Consider the following 21,253-nt stretch of genomic DNA (forward strand, 5'->3'; position numbering starts at 1 on the left):
TATGCTCGACACAACCATAAAAAAACTGAATGCTTTAAAGAAAAAATTTTACAACAAAAAAATTGCTGTAGTTGGTGATATGATGCTCGATTGTTATTACTGGGGCGAAGTAAGCAGAATCTCACCAGAAGCTCCCGTCCCTGTTGTTGCAGTCGATAATGAATTTTCAAGATTTGGCGGAGCTATGAATGTTGCTCATAATATTTTAACACTTGGAGGAATTCCCTTGCCAATCGGTGTAATTGGAAATGATTATAATGGAAAAGTTTTGCGCTCTTTAATGGCAGAATTAAAAATTAATGATTCTTTCATAATTGTTGACAAAGATCGACCAACTACAACAAAGACAAGAGTGATAGCTCACAATCAGCATGTTGTTAGAATTGATAAAGAAGATTTAACTCCCATTAATTCAAAAATTGAAAACAAAATAATTGATGTGCTAAAAAAGAACATAAAAAAAATTGATGCAATTATACTTGAAGATTATAATAAAGGTGTTCTTACATCTCGATTAATTGAAGAGATTATTTCCCTTGCCAATGAATCAAAAAAAATTATTACTGTTGACCCAAAGTTCAACAACTTCTTTTCTTATAAAAATGTAACTGTATTTAAGCCAAACCGAAAAGAAACGGAAGATGTACTCGGAATAAAAATTAAAACCCAAGAAGACGTTACAAATGCTGGAAACACTCTGATGGAAAAACTAAAAGCAAAATATGTTCTTTTGACACTTGGAGAAGAAGGTGTAGCGCTTTTTGAAAATGGAAAGTCAGAAAGAAAGATTCCAACAAAAGCAAGAAAAGTTGCAGATGTTTCCGGCGCAGGAGATACTGTAATTTCAACATTGACTATTGCTCTGGCTGCAGGTGCAGATATTTATGATGCTGCTTATCTTGCCAATTTTGCAGGAGGTCTTGTTTGCGAAGAAGTTGGAATTGTGCCAATTTCAATTGATAAATTATTCAATGAAGTAATTGAAGAGTTGAAAGTATGAACAGAATAAAAGAACTTAACGAACTTATTGAAATAAGAAATGAACTAAAAAAACAAAATAAAATTGTTGTTTTCACAAACGGCTGTTTTGATATACTTCATGCAGGTCATGTTGATTATCTTAACAAAGCAAAATCTCTTGGAGATGTTTTAATTGTTGCTGTTAATTCAGATTCATCAATGAAAAAAATCAAAGGGAACAAACGACCAATTGTTCCACAAAATGAAAGAGCATTCATTATTTCTAATTTGAAAGCAGTTGATTTTGTAACAATCTTTGATGAAGAAACTCCTTATGAATTAATTAAAAAATTAGTGCCCGATGTTCTCGTTAAAGGAGCTGATTGGTCAAAAGATAAAATTGTTGGCAGTGATATTGTTGAAGCATCAGGCGGAAAAGTAGAAACAATTGAGTTCGTTAATTTTCAATCAACAACAAATATAATTAATACGATACTCGAGAAATTCAAAGAATGACTGAAATTAAAAAGACAAAAACTAAACGTTCTCTATCCAGAAAAATTATTAATGCTTTCATAGGAATATTTCTTGGGGTAATATTTTTATTAATTCTTTTTATTGGCTTTTCTCAAACAAGAACTTTTCGAGAACTTTTTAGAAAAAAAGTAATTGAACTGGTAAATAATGAAATCAATGGAAAATTAAATATCGAAAAAATTGATGGAACAATTCTGACTTCCCTTTTCTTAAGAAACACTTCAGTCAAGATTAACAACGATACACTTCTTTATGCAAATAAAATCGAGGTTAAAGTAAGTCCGCTTCAATTAATATTGAAAAAAATCTATGTGAGAAAAATTTCTCTTGAAGATGCCAAAATAAATTTGCTCCAAAATGAAGATGGAACATGGAATTATCAAAAACTAATTAAGCCAAAACCTGAAGACACAACAAAATCAACTTTCCCATTTTACATACAGGTTAACGATTTACAATTAAAAAACATAAACATCGTAAAACAAACTTATGACAACATTAAATCCAATAAATTTTACAGCACAATTAATTATGATGATATCCAAATTAGAAATTTAAATTTGTCTGCACAGGCTTTTATCGACATTAAAAACTCAGATTATTTATTACTGCTGAAAGAATTTTCTTTCAAACCAAATCTTAATCGATTTACATTGAAAAATATTTCAGGAAATTTTGCAGTTACAAAAAATTTTGCGGCGGTTACAAATTTTGCTTTAGAAACAGATAGCAGCAATATCAAACTGAATGTTCGACTCGACAGCTTAAATCTCTTCGGGAATGTTGAACTGGATGATTTTAAAAATTGTCCTGTAACTATTGAATTAAATATAGATTCATTCAACTTTGCTGATTTATCATCTTTTATCAAAAGCACAGAAATTTTAAAAGGAAATCCATCATTAAAATTATATGCAAAAGGGAAATTTGGAGATTTCAACATTCAAAAACTTGTTCTGGATTACAAAGACTCTCATTTCGAAATTAATGGCCGAATGCTTAATCTCAATAGACCTGAAAAATTATTTATTGATGCTAAAATTGTAGACACAGATATTAATTACAAAGATGTAATTGCGCTCCTACCTAATTTGAAACTTCCTGAATTTGCAAAGCTTTCTGTATCTTCTGTTAATATTGAATTTAAAGGCGAACCAACTAATTTCAAAGCAAAATTTGCTGGAAACATAGAAGATGGAAATCTTGCTTTTGACTGTTCATTAAATCTGAAGAAAAACCCAATTGTTTACGACATAAAATTTAAAACAAACGATATAAATTTAGAACCATTACTTGGCTTTAAAACAATACTTAATTCTTCAGGATATTTAACTGGAAAAGGAACAAAGCCCGCTGAGTTGTTAAGCGATTTCAAATTTTCAGCAGAAAATTCTTTTGTAAATGATGTTCATATTGATAAATTTATTGCAACTGCAAAAGCGCAGAATAAAAATATCAATCTCGATATCGAAGGAAACTCAAAATCCACAGAAGCAATATTTTTAGGAAGCATCGACTTTGCAAATGATACAATTCCAATCTACAGCATAATAGGAAGCTTAAAAAATCTTGATTTATCCGAATTCACAAAAAACGAAAATGACAAAAGTAATCTTAATTTTTACTTCAGTGCAGAAGGTCAACATATCGACCCTGATAAAATTATTGGCACTTTTTCTTTTGGTATCGATTCATCAAAATTTAGAGAGACTGACATAAAATATTCAAGCATTGATGTAACATTAAAAAAACAAAATGTGCACAGAACAATTAACATAGTTTCAGACTTTGTTGATTTTAATATTGAAGGTGATTTTTCTTTAAGTCAAGCAATTGAATTGCTTTCTTATGAATCAAAGACAATTTCTAAAATTATTTCTGATAAATTAAATCAATTAAATCCCCTTGCTGTTATTTCAAAAGAAAGCAAGGTTGACACACTTCAAATCAATCTTCCTGAAGTTGCCAAAAAAGATTTGTCTTTCGATTTCAATTTCAAGTTGAAGGATTTTAGTTTAATTGCTTCGCTGCTTGGCAATAAAAGACTCGATATAGTTGGAACCGGTAAAGGAAATGTAAACAATCAATCATCTAATTTTTCAATTAATTCATCAATCAATATTGACTACTTTGTTTTAATGCAGAAAGATGAAACAATTTATATTTCTGATTTAGAAACCGACATAAATTTCACCCGAAACAATAATTACTTTTCTTTCGAAAAATTATTTGGAACATTATCTCTTACAGGGAAAAGATTTTATTCAGGCGGAAGCATTGAAAATATTGAAGCAGATGTAGTTTTCAATCAAAGCAAATTATTTCTAAATGCTACTGCAGAAATTGAAAATATAATTAAAACAAATGCAGAAGGAATTATTCTAATAACTCCTGTAGAACAACAAATTTTGTTAAGTGATTTATCAGTAGATTTCCAAAACATCAAATGGAAAAATAAAGATACAATAAAAGTTCTTTTCAATCCGGACTATTTTAAAATTAATAACTTTGTTCTAACACACGATACTTCTTCCATAACTGCAAAAGGAATCATTGAATCAACTGGCAAACAAAATTTGCAATTGAATTTCAATAACATCTCTGGAAAAATTTTGAGCAATTATTTATTAGGTTCAATTAATCCTTTTCTTAAAGCTGACTGCGATATAAACATACTTGTTAATGGTGAATTCAAAAATCCAAGAATATCAACAAAAATTAATGTTAACGATATTTCATATTCAAAAAAGAAATTGGGTAATCTTACCGGCACGCTGAATTATGAAAACAAAAAAATCTTGACAACCATTAAATATCTTGATTCAACTTATAATTATAACAATCCTCTCCTAACAATAATTGGGAGCATTCCTGTCAACTTAAGTTTTGAATCCGTTGAAGATAGAATTATTCCAAATGAAGAAATGGGAATAAAAATTAAATCAGAAAATTTCAACATAAGTTCTCTTGGAAATCTCTTACCAAACATAATTGAACAGCGTGGAAATTTAATTGCGGATATCAATGTAACCGGCAGTCTCAATAAACCTAAATTTTCCGGTTATATGAATTTGATTAATGGGCATTTCAAATCGCTTAACAACAATCTAAATTATGAATGCGGAATCAAACTTAAATTCGAGAAAGAAAAAATTTCTGTTGACAGTTTAGTTCTTGCCAATGCAGGAGGAACTCGTTACAACGGAAAAATTTCTGGTTATGGAAATATTCTTTATGATGGATTTTCTATAAAAGATATGGCAATTAACTTATCTGGAAAACTTGCACTGTTAAGTGAATTATCGAGACAGACAAGTCCATATCTCTACGGCGACCTTGTTGTTGAATCAAATCCTGACTGGCTTCTTACATGGAAAGACAACCGATTATTCTTCAAAGGAAATGTTTTGCTCAAGCAGACTAATTTAATTTACATGGTAAGCAGTGATAATTATCAAAATTCTGGAAGCAACTTTAATATTACATATGTCATTGATTCAACAAAAATTGATAAAGAATTATTACGATTCAATGAAATACTTGAGGCAGAAAAAAATCTCAAAAAGCAAAATGAGAATTTGAAAGAAAAAGAACTTAAGTTTGATTATGAAATTGGAATTAAAGTAGATAATACAGCTCAAATGACGTTTATCTTATCACAGGCAGCAAATCAAAAATTATTTGTTGAGATAACTGGTGAATTAAAATATGAATTCATTGAAGGAACAACAAGAGCACAGGGCTCATTTCAATTAATGCAGGGTTCTAAATTAGAATTCTTCAAAACATTTGACGCAGAAGGTATAATTAGATTCGAAAGCAATATTACAGACCCGTATCTTGATATCATTGCAACCTATACAAGTGATTATATTAATCCAAGAGAAATTAATGCAGCACCTCAAGAAGTTGCTGTAAAAATTAAAATTAAAGGCTTGCTTTCTGAAATAGGAAAAAATCTTGCTAATAATCCCGAAAGTATTGGAGTTTATGTTGGAACAAGAAATATTCAAAACAACATTAAAGATACACGTTATGATTATTCTGATGCTTTTTCATTCATACTTCTTGGAAAATTCAAAGATGACTTAACTGCACAGGATAGAGCAGAAACTGCTGGTTTAATCACAGATGTTCAAAATTCTGCAACATCATTTCTTGGTTCAATGCTTACAAGTTTTGTGAACTCCGCTGTTGGTGATTTAGTTAACAATATTCAAATTAGCAGAATTGGAGAACATACAAAATTCAGTTTCTCAGGAAGAATTCAGAATCTTCGATACAGTATTGGAGGTACTACCGAAGTCTTTCAAAACATTAACAAAGCGAACATAAAAATTGAATATCCATTTAATCCGAATTTTCTGATAAGAGTTGAAAGAAAAGACCCTGTAGTTCAAAAATATAGTTTTGACGAAAAAATAAATGAATTAGCACTTAAATATAGGTTTGTATTCTAATGAAGAAAAAAATTAAATCATTTTTCAAAAACAATCCTTCTCTCAAAATTAAATCAAAAGAACTTGCCGAGCGACTCCAAATATTCGACAGCTATGAATATGCCGAATTAAAATATTATCTCCACAAACTTACCGAAGAAGGATTCCTCGAAAAATCCGGCAAGCGTTATCAATTAAGCAAATACGGAAGCGAAAAATTAATTGGCACTGTTCAAATAATTTCTGATGGTGATTACGGCTTTGTCATTTTGAATAATCAAAATATCAGTGATGTTTTCATTGCAGGCAAAAATCTCAATACAGCTTTTGATGGTGATATAGTTGAAGTAAAACTTCTTGAACGACAGAGAGGCAAAAACATTGAAGGAACAATTGTAAGCATTGTTGAACGAAGCAGAAAAGAAATTGTAGGGACACTTCAAAAAAGTAATTCATTTTATTTTGTAATACCTGATGATAAAAAAATTCATCGTGATATTTATATTTCTTCAAAAAATCTTGGAGGTGCAAAACCCGGTGATAAAGTTGTTGTCGGGAACATTCAATGGCTTTCTCCAAATTTAAATCCAGAAGGAAAAATTATTGAAGTTCTTGGCAAAGCAGGTTCTTTCGATGTTGAAATTGCATCAATAGCTCGTGAATTTGAACTTCCTTATAAATTCCCAAATTCTGTATTAAAAGAAGTTGAAAAAATCACAGAAGAAATTCCAGAATCTGAAATCAAAAAAAGAATTGACTTACGAGATAAAATCATTTTTACAATTGACCCCGAAGATGCAAAAGATTTTGATGATGCAGTTTCAGTAGAAAAACTTCAAAATGGAAATTTTCTACTTGGTGTTCATATTGCAGATGTAAGTCATTATGTTCGAGAAAATTCTGCAACATACAAAGAAGCTCTTAAGAGAGGAACAAGTGTTTATCTTGTTGGGAAAGTTATTCCAATGCTTCCCGAAAAATTATCAAATCAAATTTGTTCGCTTGTGCCCGGAAAAGACAGATTAACTTTTTCGGTAATAGCAGAAGTTACATCAACAGGAAAAATTGTTAATTATGAAATTCATAAATCAATAATTAACAGCAAACGAAGATTTACTTATGAAGAAGTTCAAAAAATAATTGATAATGGAGAAGGTGAATTTTATGAACAGATTGCAATGCTAAATAAAATTGCAAAAGTGCTGAGAGAAAAAAGAATTAAAAAAGGAAGTATAAACTTTTTTACTCCTGAAGTTGTCTTTAAACTGGATAAAAATGGAAAACCTGTAGATATAAGCATTAAACAAATTGGTGAAAGTCATAATTTAATTGAAGAACTTATGCTTATGGCAAATCAAATAATTGCAACACATGTTCAGTCGAAAAAAGGAGAAGAAGTTTATCCATTTGTCTATCGCGTTCATGACCAGCCTGATAAAGAAAAAATTATAGAATTTGCAAGGTTTGTACGCTCTCTTGGTTACTCATTCGACCCGAACAGTTCAAATAAATCAAAAGAATTTCAAAAACTTCTTGATAGTGTAAAAGGAACTGAAGAAGAAGCTGTTGTAAATGAAGTTGCAATTCGTTCTATGGCAAAAGCAATTTATTCAACAAAAAATATTGGTCATTATGGACTTGGATTTAAGTACTACACACACTTTACATCCCCAATTAGAAGATTTCCAGATTTAATAGTTCATAACCTGATTTATAATTATCTTCAAAACAAGTTGGAGAAAAAATATAACATTGAAGATTTGGAGAAAATTTGCGAACATGCTTCTGAAAGAGAACGAACTGCAATTAATGCAGAAAGATTATCTGTAAAATTGAAACAAATTGAATACCTCAAAAGTAAAGTGGGACAGGAATTTCACGGTGTTGTATCTGGTATAACAAATTTTGGAATTTTTGTGGAACTAAGTCAAAATCTTGCTGAAGGTTTAATTCGTTATCGTGATATGGATGATGATTATTACATCTTTGATGAAAAAAATTATTCTATAACTGGAAAATCAACAGGAAGAAGAATTCGTCTGGGTGATAAAGTTAATGTAAAATTAATTAGAGTTGATGAAGAAAAACGAGAAATCGATTTCAAGCTGATTAATTAATAATTCTGTTCGTTATTAATGGCGAGGTAAAGTATGAAAAAGTTCATCTTTTTACTTGCAGCAATATTTATAACAACCTGCAATATCTTTGCTCAATTTGGACAAAACAGAGTTCAATATAAAAATCATGATTGGTTTTACATCCAAACCAAACATTTCGATATTTATTTTTCTAATGGCGGAGAAAAAATTGCAGAGTTTACTGCAGCTGTAGCTGAAGATGCTCTAAAAAAACTTCAGCAAGATTTCAATTATGAAATTAATAACAGAATTACTCTTGTTGTTTATAATTCTCACAATGATTTTCAGGAAACCAATATTACTGATGAATACCTTGGTCAAGGTGTAGGCGGTTTTACAGAACCTTTTAAGAACCGAGTAGTTTTCCCATTCGAAGGTTCCTATGAAAAATTTCGTCATGTAATTCATCATGAACTTGTTCATGCTGTAATGCAGGATATGTATTTCGGAGGTTCAATTCAAAATGTAATTTCTAAAGGAATTACACTTCAACTTCCACACTGGTTTATGGAAGGAAGTGCAGAATATTTTTCGCAGGGCTGGGAAACTTATACCGATATGTTTATTCGAAATGCTATCATTAGCGAGTCATTGCCTGATATAAATCAACTAAGCGGTTATCTTGGTTACCGTGGAGGTCAATCTGTTTTTAAATACCTTGCTGATACATACGGAAGACAAAAATTAGGTGAACTAATAAATAAAATTCAGGGGCTCGGCTCTCTTGAATCTGCATTGAAATCTTCAATTGGAATTGATTTGGATGAACTAAATGAACGATGGAAAAAAAGTTTGAAAAAAGAATATTGGCCCGATATTGCAAAATATCAGGACCCTGATGAATTTGCCAAAAGATTAACGGACAACAAAAAATCATACGGCTTTTATAACACAAGTCCATCAATTTCACCGCAAGGAGATAAAATTGCTTTTATTTCAGACAGAGATATTTATCTTGATGTTTACATCATGGATGCATTAACAGGAAAGATTATCAAAAAAGTTGTTGAGAGTGGAAAGACAACAGATTTTGAAGAATTGACTGTTCTTCATCCTTCTATTGCATGGTCGCCAGATAATATTAGAATTGCCCTTTCCACAAAAAAAGAAGGATATGATGTAATCACAATCATCAATACAAATACAGAAAAAAGTTATGATTTGCCTTTTAAGTTCGATGGAATTGAATCAGTTGATTGGTCAAGAGATGGAGATAAATTAACATTCGTTGCTCACAATTCATCCCAATCTGATATTTACATTTACAACTTGAAAACCAATGAATTAACTAATCTTACAAATGATATTTTCAGTGATACAGACCCTGTGTGGACTCCTGATTCTAAAAAAATAATTTTTGCATCAGATAGAGAAAATTATGTAAGCCCATCAATGTTACCTCTTGATTTTATGATGAGCAATCACAATTACAAGCAATTAGACCTCTACATGATAAACATAGAAACAAAAGAAATTAAAAGATTAACTGACTGGCAATTTAGCAACGAACGATATCCAGAAGTTTCTCCTGATGGGAAAGAAATTTTATTCATCTCCGACAAAAATGGAATAAACAACATTTATAAAAAATCAATTGCAAAAGCTGATAGTTCTGATGCAGCATCATTATTAAATGAAAAAGCAGTGCCAATTACTAATTCTTTAAGCGAAATTAGTCAACCATCAATTTCATATGATGGAAAGAAATTAGTATTTACTGCTTTATATAAACTTGGTTACAATATTTTTATGCTGAACAATCCTTTTGAAATGCACGCAATCGGAGATTCGTTGCAGCCAACAAAATACATGACATTACTGCAAACAAAGAAAGATGAAACTGCAGTTCTTTTTGCACAAGAAAAAGATACAACAAAAATTGACACAACAAAATCTTTTGCTCAGGAAAAAACAGATTCTACACAAATTAAAGAAAGAAAAATATTTGTAGGCTCATACATAGCAAAAACTGAAGTTAAAAAAGATTCTTCTAAAATGGATTACAGCAGATATATTTTTGGTGCTACAAATGAAGAAAGCGACAGTGCAAGAATTGAAAGACGCAAACAACTTTTTACAGAAAAATTAGATTCACATGGAAATTTTCTTGTTAATCGTTACAAAGTAAATTTCTCTCCAGATTTAATTTATGCCAATGCCGGTTACAGCACGCTTTATGGCTTGCAGGGAACAACAATTCTTGCTTTCAGTGATGTTCTTGGAAATCATAGACTGATTGGAATAACAAGTTTACAAATTGACATCAAAAACAGCGATTATGGCCTGGCTTATTATTATCTTGAAAAAAGAATTGATTTAGGAATCGAAGCATTTCATACTGCAAGATTTTTATATAGAACTTCATTCTTTGGTTACGATTTGTATCGTTTCAGAAATTTTGGTGTAGTTGCTTCGGCAAGTTATCCATTTAATAGATTTTACAGACTTGACGGCTCATTAAGTTTAATGAGTGTAACGGCAGAAAATCTTGATAACATTTTCGAACCGATTGATAAATCAACCTATCTGGTTCCTGCATTAAGCTTTGTTCATGATAACACACTCGAAGGATACACTTCTCCAATTGAAGGAACAAGATATGCTTTCACAGTATTTGGCGACCCTGGATTATCAAGAAGGCAACAAAGTTTTTATTCACTTAATCTTGATTACAGAGCTTACTTCCGTTTCTTCTTCGATAACTCTTTTGCATTTAGATTATCAGGCGGATATTCAGGCGGAGGAAATCCTCAAAGATTTTTCCTTGGAGGAACTGAAAACTGGATTAATAGAAATTTTGCAACAGAAGATATTCCAATTCAAAATGCATCAGACTTTGCATTTCTATCCCCTGCTATGCCTCTTAGAGGTTATGACTATGCAGAAAAAATTGGAACTAAATATTCACTTCTTAATATGGAATTTCGTCTTCCATTAATTCGATATTTAGTCACTGGTCCACTTCCGCTTTTATTCCAAAATATTCTTGGAGTTGCTTTCCTTGATGCAGGTTCTGCATGGGATAACACACAGAAGTTAAAACTCTTCGGAAGAAATCAGGATAACAGCATTGTAACTCAGGATTTATTGATAGGAACAGGAGTTGGCTTCAGAATCTACATGTTATTTTTATGGAAAATCGATGTAGCATGGAAATGGAATCTTGATAGATTTTCTAAACCGCGATATTATATTTCAATTGGTATGGATTTTTAAGAAAAATGGGTGCTCTTATAATGCACCCATTACAATTATTTCTTATCCGAACTGTTATTTTTATTTGAAGAATTATTGTTGGATTTCATTTTATAATCAGTATGATAAAAACCCGAACCTTTGAATATTGGACCAGCACCAGAACCAATCAACCTTTTTAATTTGCCTTTACATTTTGGACATTCAGTAAGTGGCTCATCTGTCATATTTTGAAATTCTTCAAAAATATAACCACAGTCAAGACATTTGTAATCATAAGTTGGCATCATTTACCTCCATTTTTTCACAAAAAACAAAATTTTAACTTGTAAAAATAAAGATAGTTTATGATAAAAACACGCATGCTATTTAATTCTTTTTTTGCATATTTAACTAACAAATTTTCTGAAGATATGAAAAAAAATAAATCACACTTCCTACTTTTGATTTTTCTATTAAGCTTAATACTAAGCGGCTGCTTGAATTATATGCAGGTTACAACAATCAAAAAAGACGGCAGCGGAAATATGTTTATTCATTACTGGATGAAATGGACTAACCCCAGAGATTCAATAATTGTAGAACAGCTTGGCTTATTCAATCGTGATTCGGTTTATAAAGAATTCAGTTCACAATATAGCTCTATTACAAATGTTGAAGTCTACAAAGATTACGAAGACAGCACAATACATGCAAAAGTTGAGCTTGAATTCAATAGTCTCGATTCGTTGAATGCCACTCCAGTTTTTAAGGATTCAAAACTTTCAATTAAAGATGGTGAAAAGAACACAAAAATATTTTCACAATTCATAAAACCAATTGCAACTGGCTTTGGATTTGAAAGCAAAAATTTTTCTATGACATTTATTTACTATTTGCCTGGACAAATCTTAAGCCACAATGCAACTGAAGTATCACGAAATAAACTCACATGGAAATACACACTTGATGAAATAGGAACAGGCAAATACATAACTGCAACTTATCGTCCATTCAAACTGAAAGAAACTCCATTGTGGATATATATTGCTGCATTATTTGTGCTTGTTGTTGTAATAGCTTTCTTATTTAATAAACGAGTAAGATAAATCCAAAATGTGAAGTTTGACTAACCTTATTGATTTACTTATATTTGGCAGCAATTTTTAAGAATACATAGCTAAAAATTAAATTGGAAACAGAACCATTAATTTTCTCTGGTAGTGCAAATCCTGAATTGACAAAGAAAATCTGTAAGTATTTGAATTTACCAGAAGGAAATGTTTTTATAAAAAGATTTAGTGATGGTGAAATCTGGACGAAATTCATAGATAATGTCCGCGGACAAGATGTTTACATTGTTCAGCCGACACAACCACCAGCAGAAAATTTAATGGAATTATTGATAATGCTTGATGCTGCAAAAAGAGCATCGGCAAAGCGTGTAACAGCTGTTCTTCCATATTTTGGATATGCAAGGCAGGATAGAAAAGATCAGCCGCGTGTTTCAATTTCTGCTAAACTTGTGGCTAACTTAATTACTGTGGCTGGTGCAGATAGAGTTATAACAATGGATTTGCATGCGGCGCAAATTCAAGGTTTCTTTGATATTCCGTTTGACCATTTATATGCATCACCAATTTTTACACCTTTATTCAAAGGTAAAATTAAAAATCTTGTTGTTGCTTCTCCTGATGTCGGCGGCATTAAATTAGCACGTTCTTATGCGAACAGATTAAATGCAGGATTGGTAGTAATTGATAAAAAAAGAGCCAGACATAATGAAGTCGCAGAAATGAATTTAATTGGGGATGTAAAAGGCAAGAATGTTTTAATTGTGGATGATTTAATTGATACTGGCGGCACAATTGTTAAAGCAGTAGAAAAATTATTAGAAAGTGGTGCGAAAGAAGTTTATGGAGCTATAACTCATCCATTACTTTCTGGTGATGCAGTAGAAAAAATTGATAATTCTCCAATTACAAAATTATATGTAACAGACAGTATACCATTGAAACAAAAATCAAAAAAGATAATTGTTAAATCTGCCTCTGCCCTTTTAGCAGAAGCAATTATTAGATGCAATAGAAATCAATCTATAAGTTCGCTGTTCGATATAGATAAAGATAAAATTTAGTAAGTATAATTCAGGAGTAAATTACCATGTCAGAAATAAGTATCAAAGCAAAAAGAAGAACCATATCAACAAAAAGTGTGGTTAATAAATTAAGAAAAGAAGGCAATGTTCCCGGTATATTTTACACAAAGGGTTTAGAACCAATTCCAATTTATTTGCCGGAATTATCTTTAAGACCACTTGTTTATACTTCAGAGACTCACATTGTTAATCTTACAATTGATGATTCTGAACCAAGAAAATCTGTTTTGAAAGATGTTCAATTTGACCCTGTAACAGATAGAATTATTCACTGCGATTTTATGGGTATTTCACTTGATGAAAAAATTGAAATCGAAGTTCCTGTTGTTCTTCAAGGAACTGCAAAAGGAATTAAGGAAGGCGGATTGCTGCAGCATCAAATGCACAGATTAAAAATTGAATGTCTGCCGACAAATATCCCAGAACATATCGTAGTTGACATTACAAATCTTGGCATTGGAGAATCTATACATGTCAAAGATTTGAAATTAGAAAACATTAAAATCTTACATCACGATGATGTAATTATAGCTTCTGTAATTCTGCCAAGAGCTGCTGCTGAACCAACAGCTCCAGCTGAAGGTGAAGAAGCTCCAAAAGAACCCGAAGTAATTGCAAAAGGAAAAGTTGAAGAAGAGGAATAATTAAGTCTTGTATTTGATTGTAGGCTTGGGAAATCCAGGCAAAAAATACGAATTGACAAGACATAATATTGGCTTTCTTATTCTCGATAAAATTGCTTCAAAAAAAAATCTTCATTTCAAGAAAAAAGAAAATTATCAATATGTGGAAGGTTCAATAGGGTCTTCCACATTTTTTTTGGTTAAACCAACAACATACATGAACTTGAGCGGCATTGCAGTTTCTGAATTTCTTTCTAAAATCAATATTCCTTTAGAAAATATGTTAATAGTAGTTGATGATGTGAATTTAGAATTAGGCAAAATTAGATTAAGAAAATCTGGAAGCGATGGGGGCCATAATGGACTTAAATCAATTATTTATCACTTAGAATCGAATCAATTCCCCCGTCTTCGTTTTGGAATTGGTAATAAATTTGAAGGTGAACTTGCTGAATATGTTCTAAGTAAATTTAGTGATGAAGAATTATCATCAATAAAGGATAGTCTCAAATTTTCAATCGAACTGATTGAAAATTTCATTCAAGGAGGATATAAATTGATGTCGGATTATTTTAGTAAAATTAATTCCCAAAGAAAAAATTAGAAGTTTTCAAGAAATTTATATTTTAATTAATTTGTAAATCAATTAAGAATAGTTATTGCACGACTTAGAAAATAGTTTTATTTTTGGAACCTAATTCAATAATTTATAACCCTGTTCCTTCGATATAATAAAAGAAGGAGCCATAAAGTCCAAAGGGAGGTGAAACATAATGCGTGTCAAAAGTTACGAGAGTGTTGTGATAATAAATGCAGCACTTGAAGATGAGCAAATTGAAGCAACCATTTCAAGGTTGCAAGAAGTAATTACCACACATGGTGGAGAAATATTTGATATTGACAGATGGGGTCGTAAGCGTTTAGCTTATCCTATCCAGAAAGCAAAAAGCGGTTATTATGTTATATTCCGCTTTAATGCTCCAACAAATCTAATCAGCACTTTAGAAAGAAGTTTAAGACTGGATGAAAATGTCATTCGCTATTTAACAATAGCACTTGACAAGTTTGCTTTAGAAGCAATTAAAAAACAAAAAGAATCTTCTCAAACTGAAGAGCAATCTTCAGAAGAAGATATAAACACAAATAACGAAAGTACCGAATAACAAACTAAGTTAAGCATGGAGGTTACGATGGCTGAATTAAAGATGCCAGAACTAAACAGTGTAATAGTAGCAGGAAACTTAACAAAAGATCCTGTCTTCAGACAAACATCAAACAACACTCCTGTTGTTAATTTTCACATTGCTGCAAACAGAAGATACAAAGACAGCAACAATCAATGGCAGGAGGATGTATGCTATGTTGGAGTAGTTGCATGGAACAAATTGGCAGATAGCTGCCGCGACCGCCTTAAAAAAGGCAGTGCTGTTTTAATTGACGGCGAACTTCAAAGCAGAACTTTCAAAACTGAAGATGGCAAAAACAGAACTATTGTTGAAATCAAAGCAAAGAGAATTCAATTCTTAAACAAATTTAATAAATCGCAAGGCAACGGAGAGGCGAACAACAATGATATCGTCTCTGAAAGTGATGATTCTGATTATGAAGATAATTCATTCGACAAATTCTTAACTGATGAAGAATCTGATTTGATGAAAGACAATCAATAATTAAGAGAAGAAAATGAAAACAACAAAAAAAATAAAACGAGTAATCGAAGGTTATATTGATTACAAAGATGCTAAACAACTACAGAAATTTATTACGGATCAGGGGAAGATAATTCCCCGCCGTATTACCGGTCTAAGTGCTAAACAGCACCGCGAATTAGTAAGAGCTATCAAAAGAGCTCGTCATTTAGCAATTCTGCCTTATGTTGCAGAAGCAGTTAAGTAAAAAGGAGACGGTAATGAAAGTAATACTAAGAAAAAACTTTGAACAGCTTGGAAAAGTTGGTGATATTGTAACAGTTAAAGATGGTTACGCAAGAAATTATCTTATTCCTCGCCAGATTGCTTACCAGGCAACCAAAGGAAACATCCGTGCTCTGGAAGAAGAAAAAAAACAGATACTTAAAAAAGAAGCAAAAGAACTTGAAGCTGCTCAAGCTCTTGCAGCTGAACTTGAAAAAGTATCTGTTACAATTCCAGTTAAAGTTGGCGAGGAAGATAAAATCTTCGGAACTGTTACTAATCAAATGATTGCCGACGCTCTGAAAGAAAAAGGCTATGATTTGGATAAACGCAAAATTGAAATTACCGAGCCAATTAAATCGCTTGGTATTTACAGTGTTTCAATTAAACTTCATCCGAATGTTACAGCAACTGTTAAAACATGGGTTGTAAGAGAATAAATAAAAAGCCGGTTCAAAGCCGGCTTTTTATTGTCTTGGTTCCAACTAACTAATTCATTAACTAAAATTAAGATTTGGAATGAAAGAGATAAGATTTAGACTATTCCTGGTTTTAGGAGCCATTGCTCTTTCTGTCTACCTTTTAATACCTACCTATAAAGATTTTCAAAATAATAGAAAAGTTACTCAACAATTAACTTATCTTGAAGACAGTCTTAAGAAGAGCAATCCTAATTTACCAGCAATTCAAATTAAAGAGTTTATTAACAACAAAAGAGACAGTATCTTATCGAATAATCCGGATTACAGAGCTGCTCGAGAAAAAAGAGTTAAACTTGGTCTCGACTTACAGGGCGGCATGTATCTCGTAATGGAAGTCAATACTGCAAAGCTTCTTGAAAAATTAGCTAAAGAACCTGATGACCAGTTCAATCAAATATTAAATGAAGCAGAAAAAGAATCTAGACTTTCAAATGAAAATGTTGTTTCAATTCTTGCTCGTAAAATGAAAGAAAAAGGAATTCGTTTAAGCAGATACTTCGGCACAATCAGAGAAGATGATGATAAAATTATTTCAAGACTTTTAGAACAGGAAGCTGATGCAGTTACACGAGCTATCGAAATTATTCGCAATAGAGTTGACCAGTATGGTGTATCCGAGCCAAACATTCAAAAACAGGGTTCAAGAAGAATTGTTATAGAACTTCCTGGTATTGCAAGAGAAGAAGAAGCTAAAAGACTTCTTCAGGGAAGAGCTTTGCTTGAATTCAAATTGGTTAAAGACCCTGAATTTGCAATTCCAATTATGAAGCGCATTGATGAAGTACTTGCTGCATCTCTTAAGGGTGATTCTCTAACAGCAGATACAACAAAAACTGCTAAAGCTGATACTTCAAAACAACAGAATTTAACAGAAGAACAATTTGCAAAAGAACATCCATTCTTTGCAATTGCAAGATTAATTGACCCTCAAGGAAGAATTCCTGATGCATTTGTAAAAGAATCAGATAGACAAAAATTAAATGCATATCTTGAACGACCTGAAGTTAAAAAAGTAATTCCTGATAATATTGAATTTGTATATGATGCAAAGCCAGAAGTTGGTCCTGATGGTTCTAAGTATTATCGATTATACATGTTAAATAAAAACCCCGAACTAACAGGTGGAGTTATTGTAGATGCTCAATCGAACATTGACCCTACAACCTCTGCTCCTATTGTTACAATGCAAATGAATTCAGAAGGTGCACGTGAATGGGCAAGAATCACAGGTTCAAATATTGGCAAAAGATGTGCTATTGTTCTCGACGGAGTTGTTTATTCTGCTCCTGTAATTCAGAATAAAATTCCTTCCGGAAATTCTCAAATAAGTGGCATCCCAAATCTCGACGAAGCAAAACTTCTTGAAATTGTATTAAAAGCTGGTGCACTTCCAGCGCCTGTTGACATTATCGAACAAAGAAGTGTTGGACCTTCACTCGGTCAGGATTCAATTAAACAAGGTTCTAATTCTGTTTTATTTGGTTACTTGCTTGTAGCTTTATTCATGGCATTCTATTATAAAAAAGCAGGAACAATTGCAGATTTAGGTCTTGTTGTCACTGTATTATTAATTCTTGGTGTGCTTGCTGGTTTTCAGGCTACGTTAACATTGCCAGGTATCGCTGGTATAGTTTTAACAATGGGAATGGCTGTTGATGCCAATGTTATTATTTATGAAAGAATAAGAGAAGAATTAGCAACTGGAAAAACCGACCGAGCTGCCGTTGATGCAGGATTTAAAAATTCTCTATCGGCAATTCTTGACTCGAACATTACAACATTCTTTACAGGTATCATACTCTATCAATTTGGAAGTGGTCCTGTTCAAGGTTTTGCTTTAACACTTATGATTGGAATTCTTACAAGTTTATTCTCTGCACTTGTTCTTGTTCGAATGATTTTTGATTACATGATTTCCAAAGGTTATAAAATTAATGTAGGTTAATAAAGGAGAAATTAAATAGATGCGCTTATTCGATAATCTAAATATTAACTTCATGAGTAAAAGAACAACATTTTATGTTGTTTCTTCAGTTGTTCTATTAATTGGTTTACTCAATATTTTAATAAGAGGTCTTCAATTTGGAATCGATTTTAAAGGCGGCACTGAAGTAGCAATTCAATTTGAAAAACCGATTGACATTGCAAAAATTAGAAGTGAAGTTGATAAAATTGGTTTAGGAAATGTCGAAGTTAAAACTTTTGGCGGCTCTACTGGAATTTTATTAAGAACAGAATTACAGGAAATTCCTTCGAATGTTATTCCAAAAGTTAAATCAAAAATTGAATCTATCATTGAAAACACTTTACCAGGCGTAGAAAAAAAAGTAATTGATTCTACTTCAAATTCTATTACATACAATTTTTCTGACCCTCAAACTGCAGAAATTATTAACAACCGATTATTTGATGCTGGATTCCAAACTGCTAAAGTTTCAGAAGAACCAACAAACACTGCTGTTGTAGTACGACTTGGAATTGCTGACTGGATTAAAGAAAATCTCTCTGAAAAATTTGTTGATAATCCTTTCAATGTTTTAAAAGAAGATAAGGTTGGGCCAAAAGTTGGTAAAGAATTAAAGACTGATGCAGTAATAGCAGTTATGCTCTCTCTGGTTGTAATTCTTATTTATCTTGGTTTCAGATTTAAATTTGCTTTTGCTCTAGGTGCTGTTATTGCTTTGTTCCACGATATTTTAATCACACTTGGATTGTTTGCAATTTTATATGGAGTAATACCTGGATTCAATCTTGAAATAACAGTTAGTGTTGTTGCTGCTTTTCTTACATTGGTTGGTTATTCAATTAACGATACTGTAATTGTCTTTGACAGAGTAAGAGAACAAATGAAACTTCATAAATCTTTGCCGCTCGAAGAAAACATGAATCATGCAATTAACAAAACTATGAGCAGAACTTTGATAACTGTCTTTACAACTTTATTAACAATTGTTGTTCTCTTAATTTTTGGCGGCGAGGTTTTAAGAGGTTTTGCATTTGCACTATTTATCGGTATGATAACTGGAACATATTCATCAATCTTTATTGCAAGCGCATTTGTTCTTGAAGTGGCTAATAGAACAAAAACCAAAATTGAATTTTAATTCCCTCCTTTTTAGAAGAGACACCAATCAGGTGTCTCTTCAATTTATTTAACTTTCATTACCAAGCAGGTAATATCATCGCTTTGCTCTGCCCCATCAATAAATTCATTCACGCTTTCTTTTATTTTTTCTAAAATTTCTTCTGGCTGTAAATGGGAATTTTCCAAAACCAAATTTTCCAATCGTTCATCTGAGTATTCATCCAAATTTTTATTCATTGCTTCTGTAATTCCATCAGTAAATAAAACAATAACATCTCCACTGTTAAGTTTTATAGTTTCAGAAATGTATGGAATTGTGGTTGGCAAAAACCCAAGTACCATCCCTCCCTTTTTTAATTTATGAATCTTCCCTTCTCTCAAAAGCAAAGGAGGATTATGCCCAGCATTAACATAAGTCAATTGTTTGTTGGTATTGTCAAACAGACACCAGAAAAATGTAATGAAACTGCCCATTGTTGTATTCTCTGCTACAAGATCATTAATCAAATTTGTAGCTTCGTCAAGAGGAAGTTTTTGTTTGCAAATTGATTTTAGGAATGCCTGCAAATTAGCCATTAAAAGTGAAGCAGGAACACCTTTGCCCGATACATCTGCAATAGCAATTAAAATTTTTTCATCATCAAGTTTAACAATATCATAATAGTCTCCTCCAACAATTCTTGCAGAAACATTGTAAGCTGCCAAACTTAAATTCGGCAATGAAGGAATTGTTTTGGGCAAAAGATTTTTTTGAATACTTCGTGCAGTTTCTAAATCTCTTTCCATTCTTTGCTTTTCAAGCATCTCCTTAAACAATCTTGCATTTTCAATTGAAATAATTGCAAGACTTCCGAGCGAATAAATAAATTCAACATCGGACTTTGAGTATGGAAGATTATTTTTCCTTTTTCCAAGTAATATCAAGCCTTTGGTTTCATTCTTAATTTGCATTGGGACAATCAATTCAACTCCCAAATTAAACAGAGTTTTATATTCCTTTTGAAAATTTTGTTTAAGAATTGGTTTGTCAAATAAGTTTATATCGCATTGTCTTAATGCATCATTCAATAAATTTTCATTAAAACTATTTTCTAAAAAAGAAAAATTTTTTCTATCACAAATAATAATTGCATAATCTGAAACAAGCATATGACCAATTAATGTGTAGACAAGTAATCTCCCAATTGCCTCAGGTTCGAGAATGCCGCTGAATTCTTTGCTTAAATCAAATAGTGAACTCAATTGATTGACTTTTGCATCAAGTTCTCGATTAACATTTTTCAGTTTGTTTACAATTAAAGAATTTTCTATAGCAGTTGCTCCGACATTTAATATTGTTTTTAAGAATTCAATATCATCTTCTTCATATTTCTGGTTTGTTAATTTTCTTCCTAATAAAATTAATCCTTTTATTCCCTGAGAAGATTTTATTGTCTGAACAACTTCAAAATTATTTTGCAAAAGAAACTCATTAAATTCTTTGCTTGAAGAAATTTCTTCCAATTTAATCGAAGGGAATGTATCAATAGCTTCTTTGCTTATTCCTTTGAAGGCTTTTACTTGCAGAACATTATCATCATTTAATAAAGCAATTAAACCTTTTGATGTATGAAATTTTCCAAGACATGTAAGTAGTATGTTGTTCAATGCAAAATCAAGGTCAAGACTTGAATTAACGAGATTGCTGAAATCAACAAGTGCAGATAGATTTCTTAAGGCTGCATTGTTATCAAATTTTTGCATG

17 protein-coding genes are annotated in these 21,253 nt (G+C 31.6%); 15 read left to right on the forward strand and 2 right to left on the reverse strand.

Annotated elements, in window-relative coordinates; all coding sequences use genetic code 11:
• Nucleotide 1 precedes the first annotated feature (1 nt).
• Genes rfaE1 through AC27L2_RS01070 form a run of 5 tightly spaced genes read left to right on the forward strand, consistent with a single transcriptional unit; the run spans nt 2 to nt 11,290 of the window.
• The gene (gene rfaE1 / locus AC27L2_RS01050; protein WP_487209796.1) at nt 2–1,000 is read left to right on the forward strand and encodes a D-glycero-beta-D-manno-heptose-7-phosphate kinase; all 999 of its coding nucleotides are present in this window, start codon (nt 2–4) and stop codon (nt 998–1,000) included.
• On the forward strand, nt 997–1,476 hold the full coding sequence (rfaE2, locus tag AC27L2_RS01055; RefSeq protein WP_487209797.1) for a D-glycero-beta-D-manno-heptose 1-phosphate adenylyltransferase: 480 nt from the start codon (nt 997–999) through the stop codon (nt 1,474–1,476). Before rfaE1 ends, rfaE2 begins: the two co-directional genes overlap by 4 nt.
• Nucleotides 1,473–5,957 (forward strand): hypothetical protein, encoded by a 4,485-nt coding sequence (locus AC27L2_RS01060; RefSeq protein ID WP_487209798.1) that lies wholly within the window; start codon nt 1,473–1,475, stop codon nt 5,955–5,957. The genes rfaE2 and AC27L2_RS01060 overlap by 4 nt, the downstream gene beginning before the upstream one ends.
• Entirely contained in the window at nt 5,957–8,053 is a 2,097-nt protein-coding gene (rnr, locus tag AC27L2_RS01065) for a ribonuclease R (RefSeq protein ID WP_487209799.1), read from the forward strand. The genes AC27L2_RS01060 and rnr overlap by 1 nt, the downstream gene beginning before the upstream one ends.
• Before the next feature lie 33 nt (nt 8,054–8,086).
• Nucleotides 8,087–11,290, forward strand: a complete 3,204-nt coding sequence (locus tag AC27L2_RS01070; protein ID WP_487209800.1) for a peptidase MA family metallohydrolase — start codon at nt 8,087–8,089, stop codon at nt 11,288–11,290.
• A gap of 35 nt (nt 11,291–11,325) precedes the next feature.
• Here AC27L2_RS01070 and AC27L2_RS01075 read toward each other — a convergent pair whose 3' ends face one another.
• Nucleotides 11,326–11,556 (reverse strand): FmdB family zinc ribbon protein, encoded by a 231-nt coding sequence (locus AC27L2_RS01075; RefSeq protein ID WP_487209801.1) that lies wholly within the window; start codon nt 11,554–11,556, stop codon nt 11,326–11,328.
• Between the two features lie 126 nt (nt 11,557–11,682).
• Here AC27L2_RS01075 and AC27L2_RS01080 point away from each other — a divergent pair, with 126 nt between their 5' ends.
• The 10 genes from AC27L2_RS01080 to secF all read left to right on the forward strand — a co-directional run bounded on the left by AC27L2_RS01080 (nt 11,683) and on the right by secF (nt 19,528).
• Nucleotides 11,683–12,357, forward strand: a complete 675-nt coding sequence (locus tag AC27L2_RS01080) for a hypothetical protein (RefSeq protein WP_487209802.1) — start codon at nt 11,683–11,685, stop codon at nt 12,355–12,357.
• Between the two features lie 83 nt (nt 12,358–12,440).
• Nucleotides 12,441–13,385: a ribose-phosphate diphosphokinase gene (locus tag AC27L2_RS01085; RefSeq protein WP_487209803.1), complete on the forward strand. Its 945-nt coding sequence runs from the start codon at nt 12,441–12,443 to the stop codon at nt 13,383–13,385.
• Nucleotides 13,386–13,411: 26 nt separating this feature from the next.
• On the forward strand, nt 13,412–14,050 hold the full coding sequence (locus tag AC27L2_RS01090; RefSeq protein WP_487209804.1) for a 50S ribosomal protein L25: 639 nt from the start codon (nt 13,412–13,414) through the stop codon (nt 14,048–14,050).
• A 7-nt stretch (nt 14,051–14,057) separates the two neighbouring features.
• Nucleotides 14,058–14,633 carry an aminoacyl-tRNA hydrolase gene (gene pth, locus AC27L2_RS01095; protein WP_487209805.1) on the forward strand — a complete coding sequence of 192 codons (576 nt, stop codon included), beginning with the start codon at nt 14,058–14,060 and terminating at the stop codon, nt 14,631–14,633.
• A 169-nt stretch (nt 14,634–14,802) separates the two neighbouring features.
• The gene (gene rpsF / locus AC27L2_RS01100) at nt 14,803–15,192 is read left to right on the forward strand and encodes a 30S ribosomal protein S6 (RefSeq protein WP_487209806.1); all 390 of its coding nucleotides are present in this window, start codon (nt 14,803–14,805) and stop codon (nt 15,190–15,192) included.
• 27 nt (nt 15,193–15,219) lie between these two features.
• A complete protein-coding gene (locus AC27L2_RS01105) occupies nt 15,220–15,699 on the forward strand; it encodes a single-stranded DNA-binding protein (protein ID WP_487209807.1) in 480 nt (159 codons plus the stop codon).
• Between the two features lie 13 nt (nt 15,700–15,712).
• Entirely contained in the window at nt 15,713–15,925 is a 213-nt protein-coding gene (gene rpsR / locus AC27L2_RS01110) for a 30S ribosomal protein S18 (protein WP_353678018.1), read from the forward strand.
• A 13-nt stretch (nt 15,926–15,938) separates the two neighbouring features.
• The gene (gene rplI, locus AC27L2_RS01115; protein WP_487209808.1) at nt 15,939–16,382 is read left to right on the forward strand and encodes a 50S ribosomal protein L9; all 444 of its coding nucleotides are present in this window, start codon (nt 15,939–15,941) and stop codon (nt 16,380–16,382) included.
• Between the two features lie 79 nt (nt 16,383–16,461).
• On the forward strand, nt 16,462–18,369 hold the full coding sequence (gene secD / locus AC27L2_RS01120; protein WP_487209809.1) for a protein translocase subunit SecD: 1,908 nt from the start codon (nt 16,462–16,464) through the stop codon (nt 18,367–18,369).
• A 19-nt stretch (nt 18,370–18,388) separates the two neighbouring features.
• Nucleotides 18,389–19,528 carry a protein translocase subunit SecF gene (gene secF, locus AC27L2_RS01125; protein WP_487209810.1) on the forward strand — a complete coding sequence of 380 codons (1,140 nt, stop codon included), beginning with the start codon at nt 18,389–18,391 and terminating at the stop codon, nt 19,526–19,528.
• A 44-nt stretch (nt 19,529–19,572) separates the two neighbouring features.
• On the opposite strand, the gene AC27L2_RS01130 is transcribed toward secF, so the two are convergent.
• The gene (locus AC27L2_RS01130) at nt 19,573–21,252 is read right to left on the reverse strand and encodes a SpoIIE family protein phosphatase (RefSeq protein WP_487209811.1); all 1,680 of its coding nucleotides are present in this window, start codon (nt 21,250–21,252) and stop codon (nt 19,573–19,575) included.
• Nucleotide 21,253 lies beyond the last annotated feature (1 nt).

The sequence above is a fragment of the Rosettibacter sp. KY25 genome, assembly GCF_057554405.1.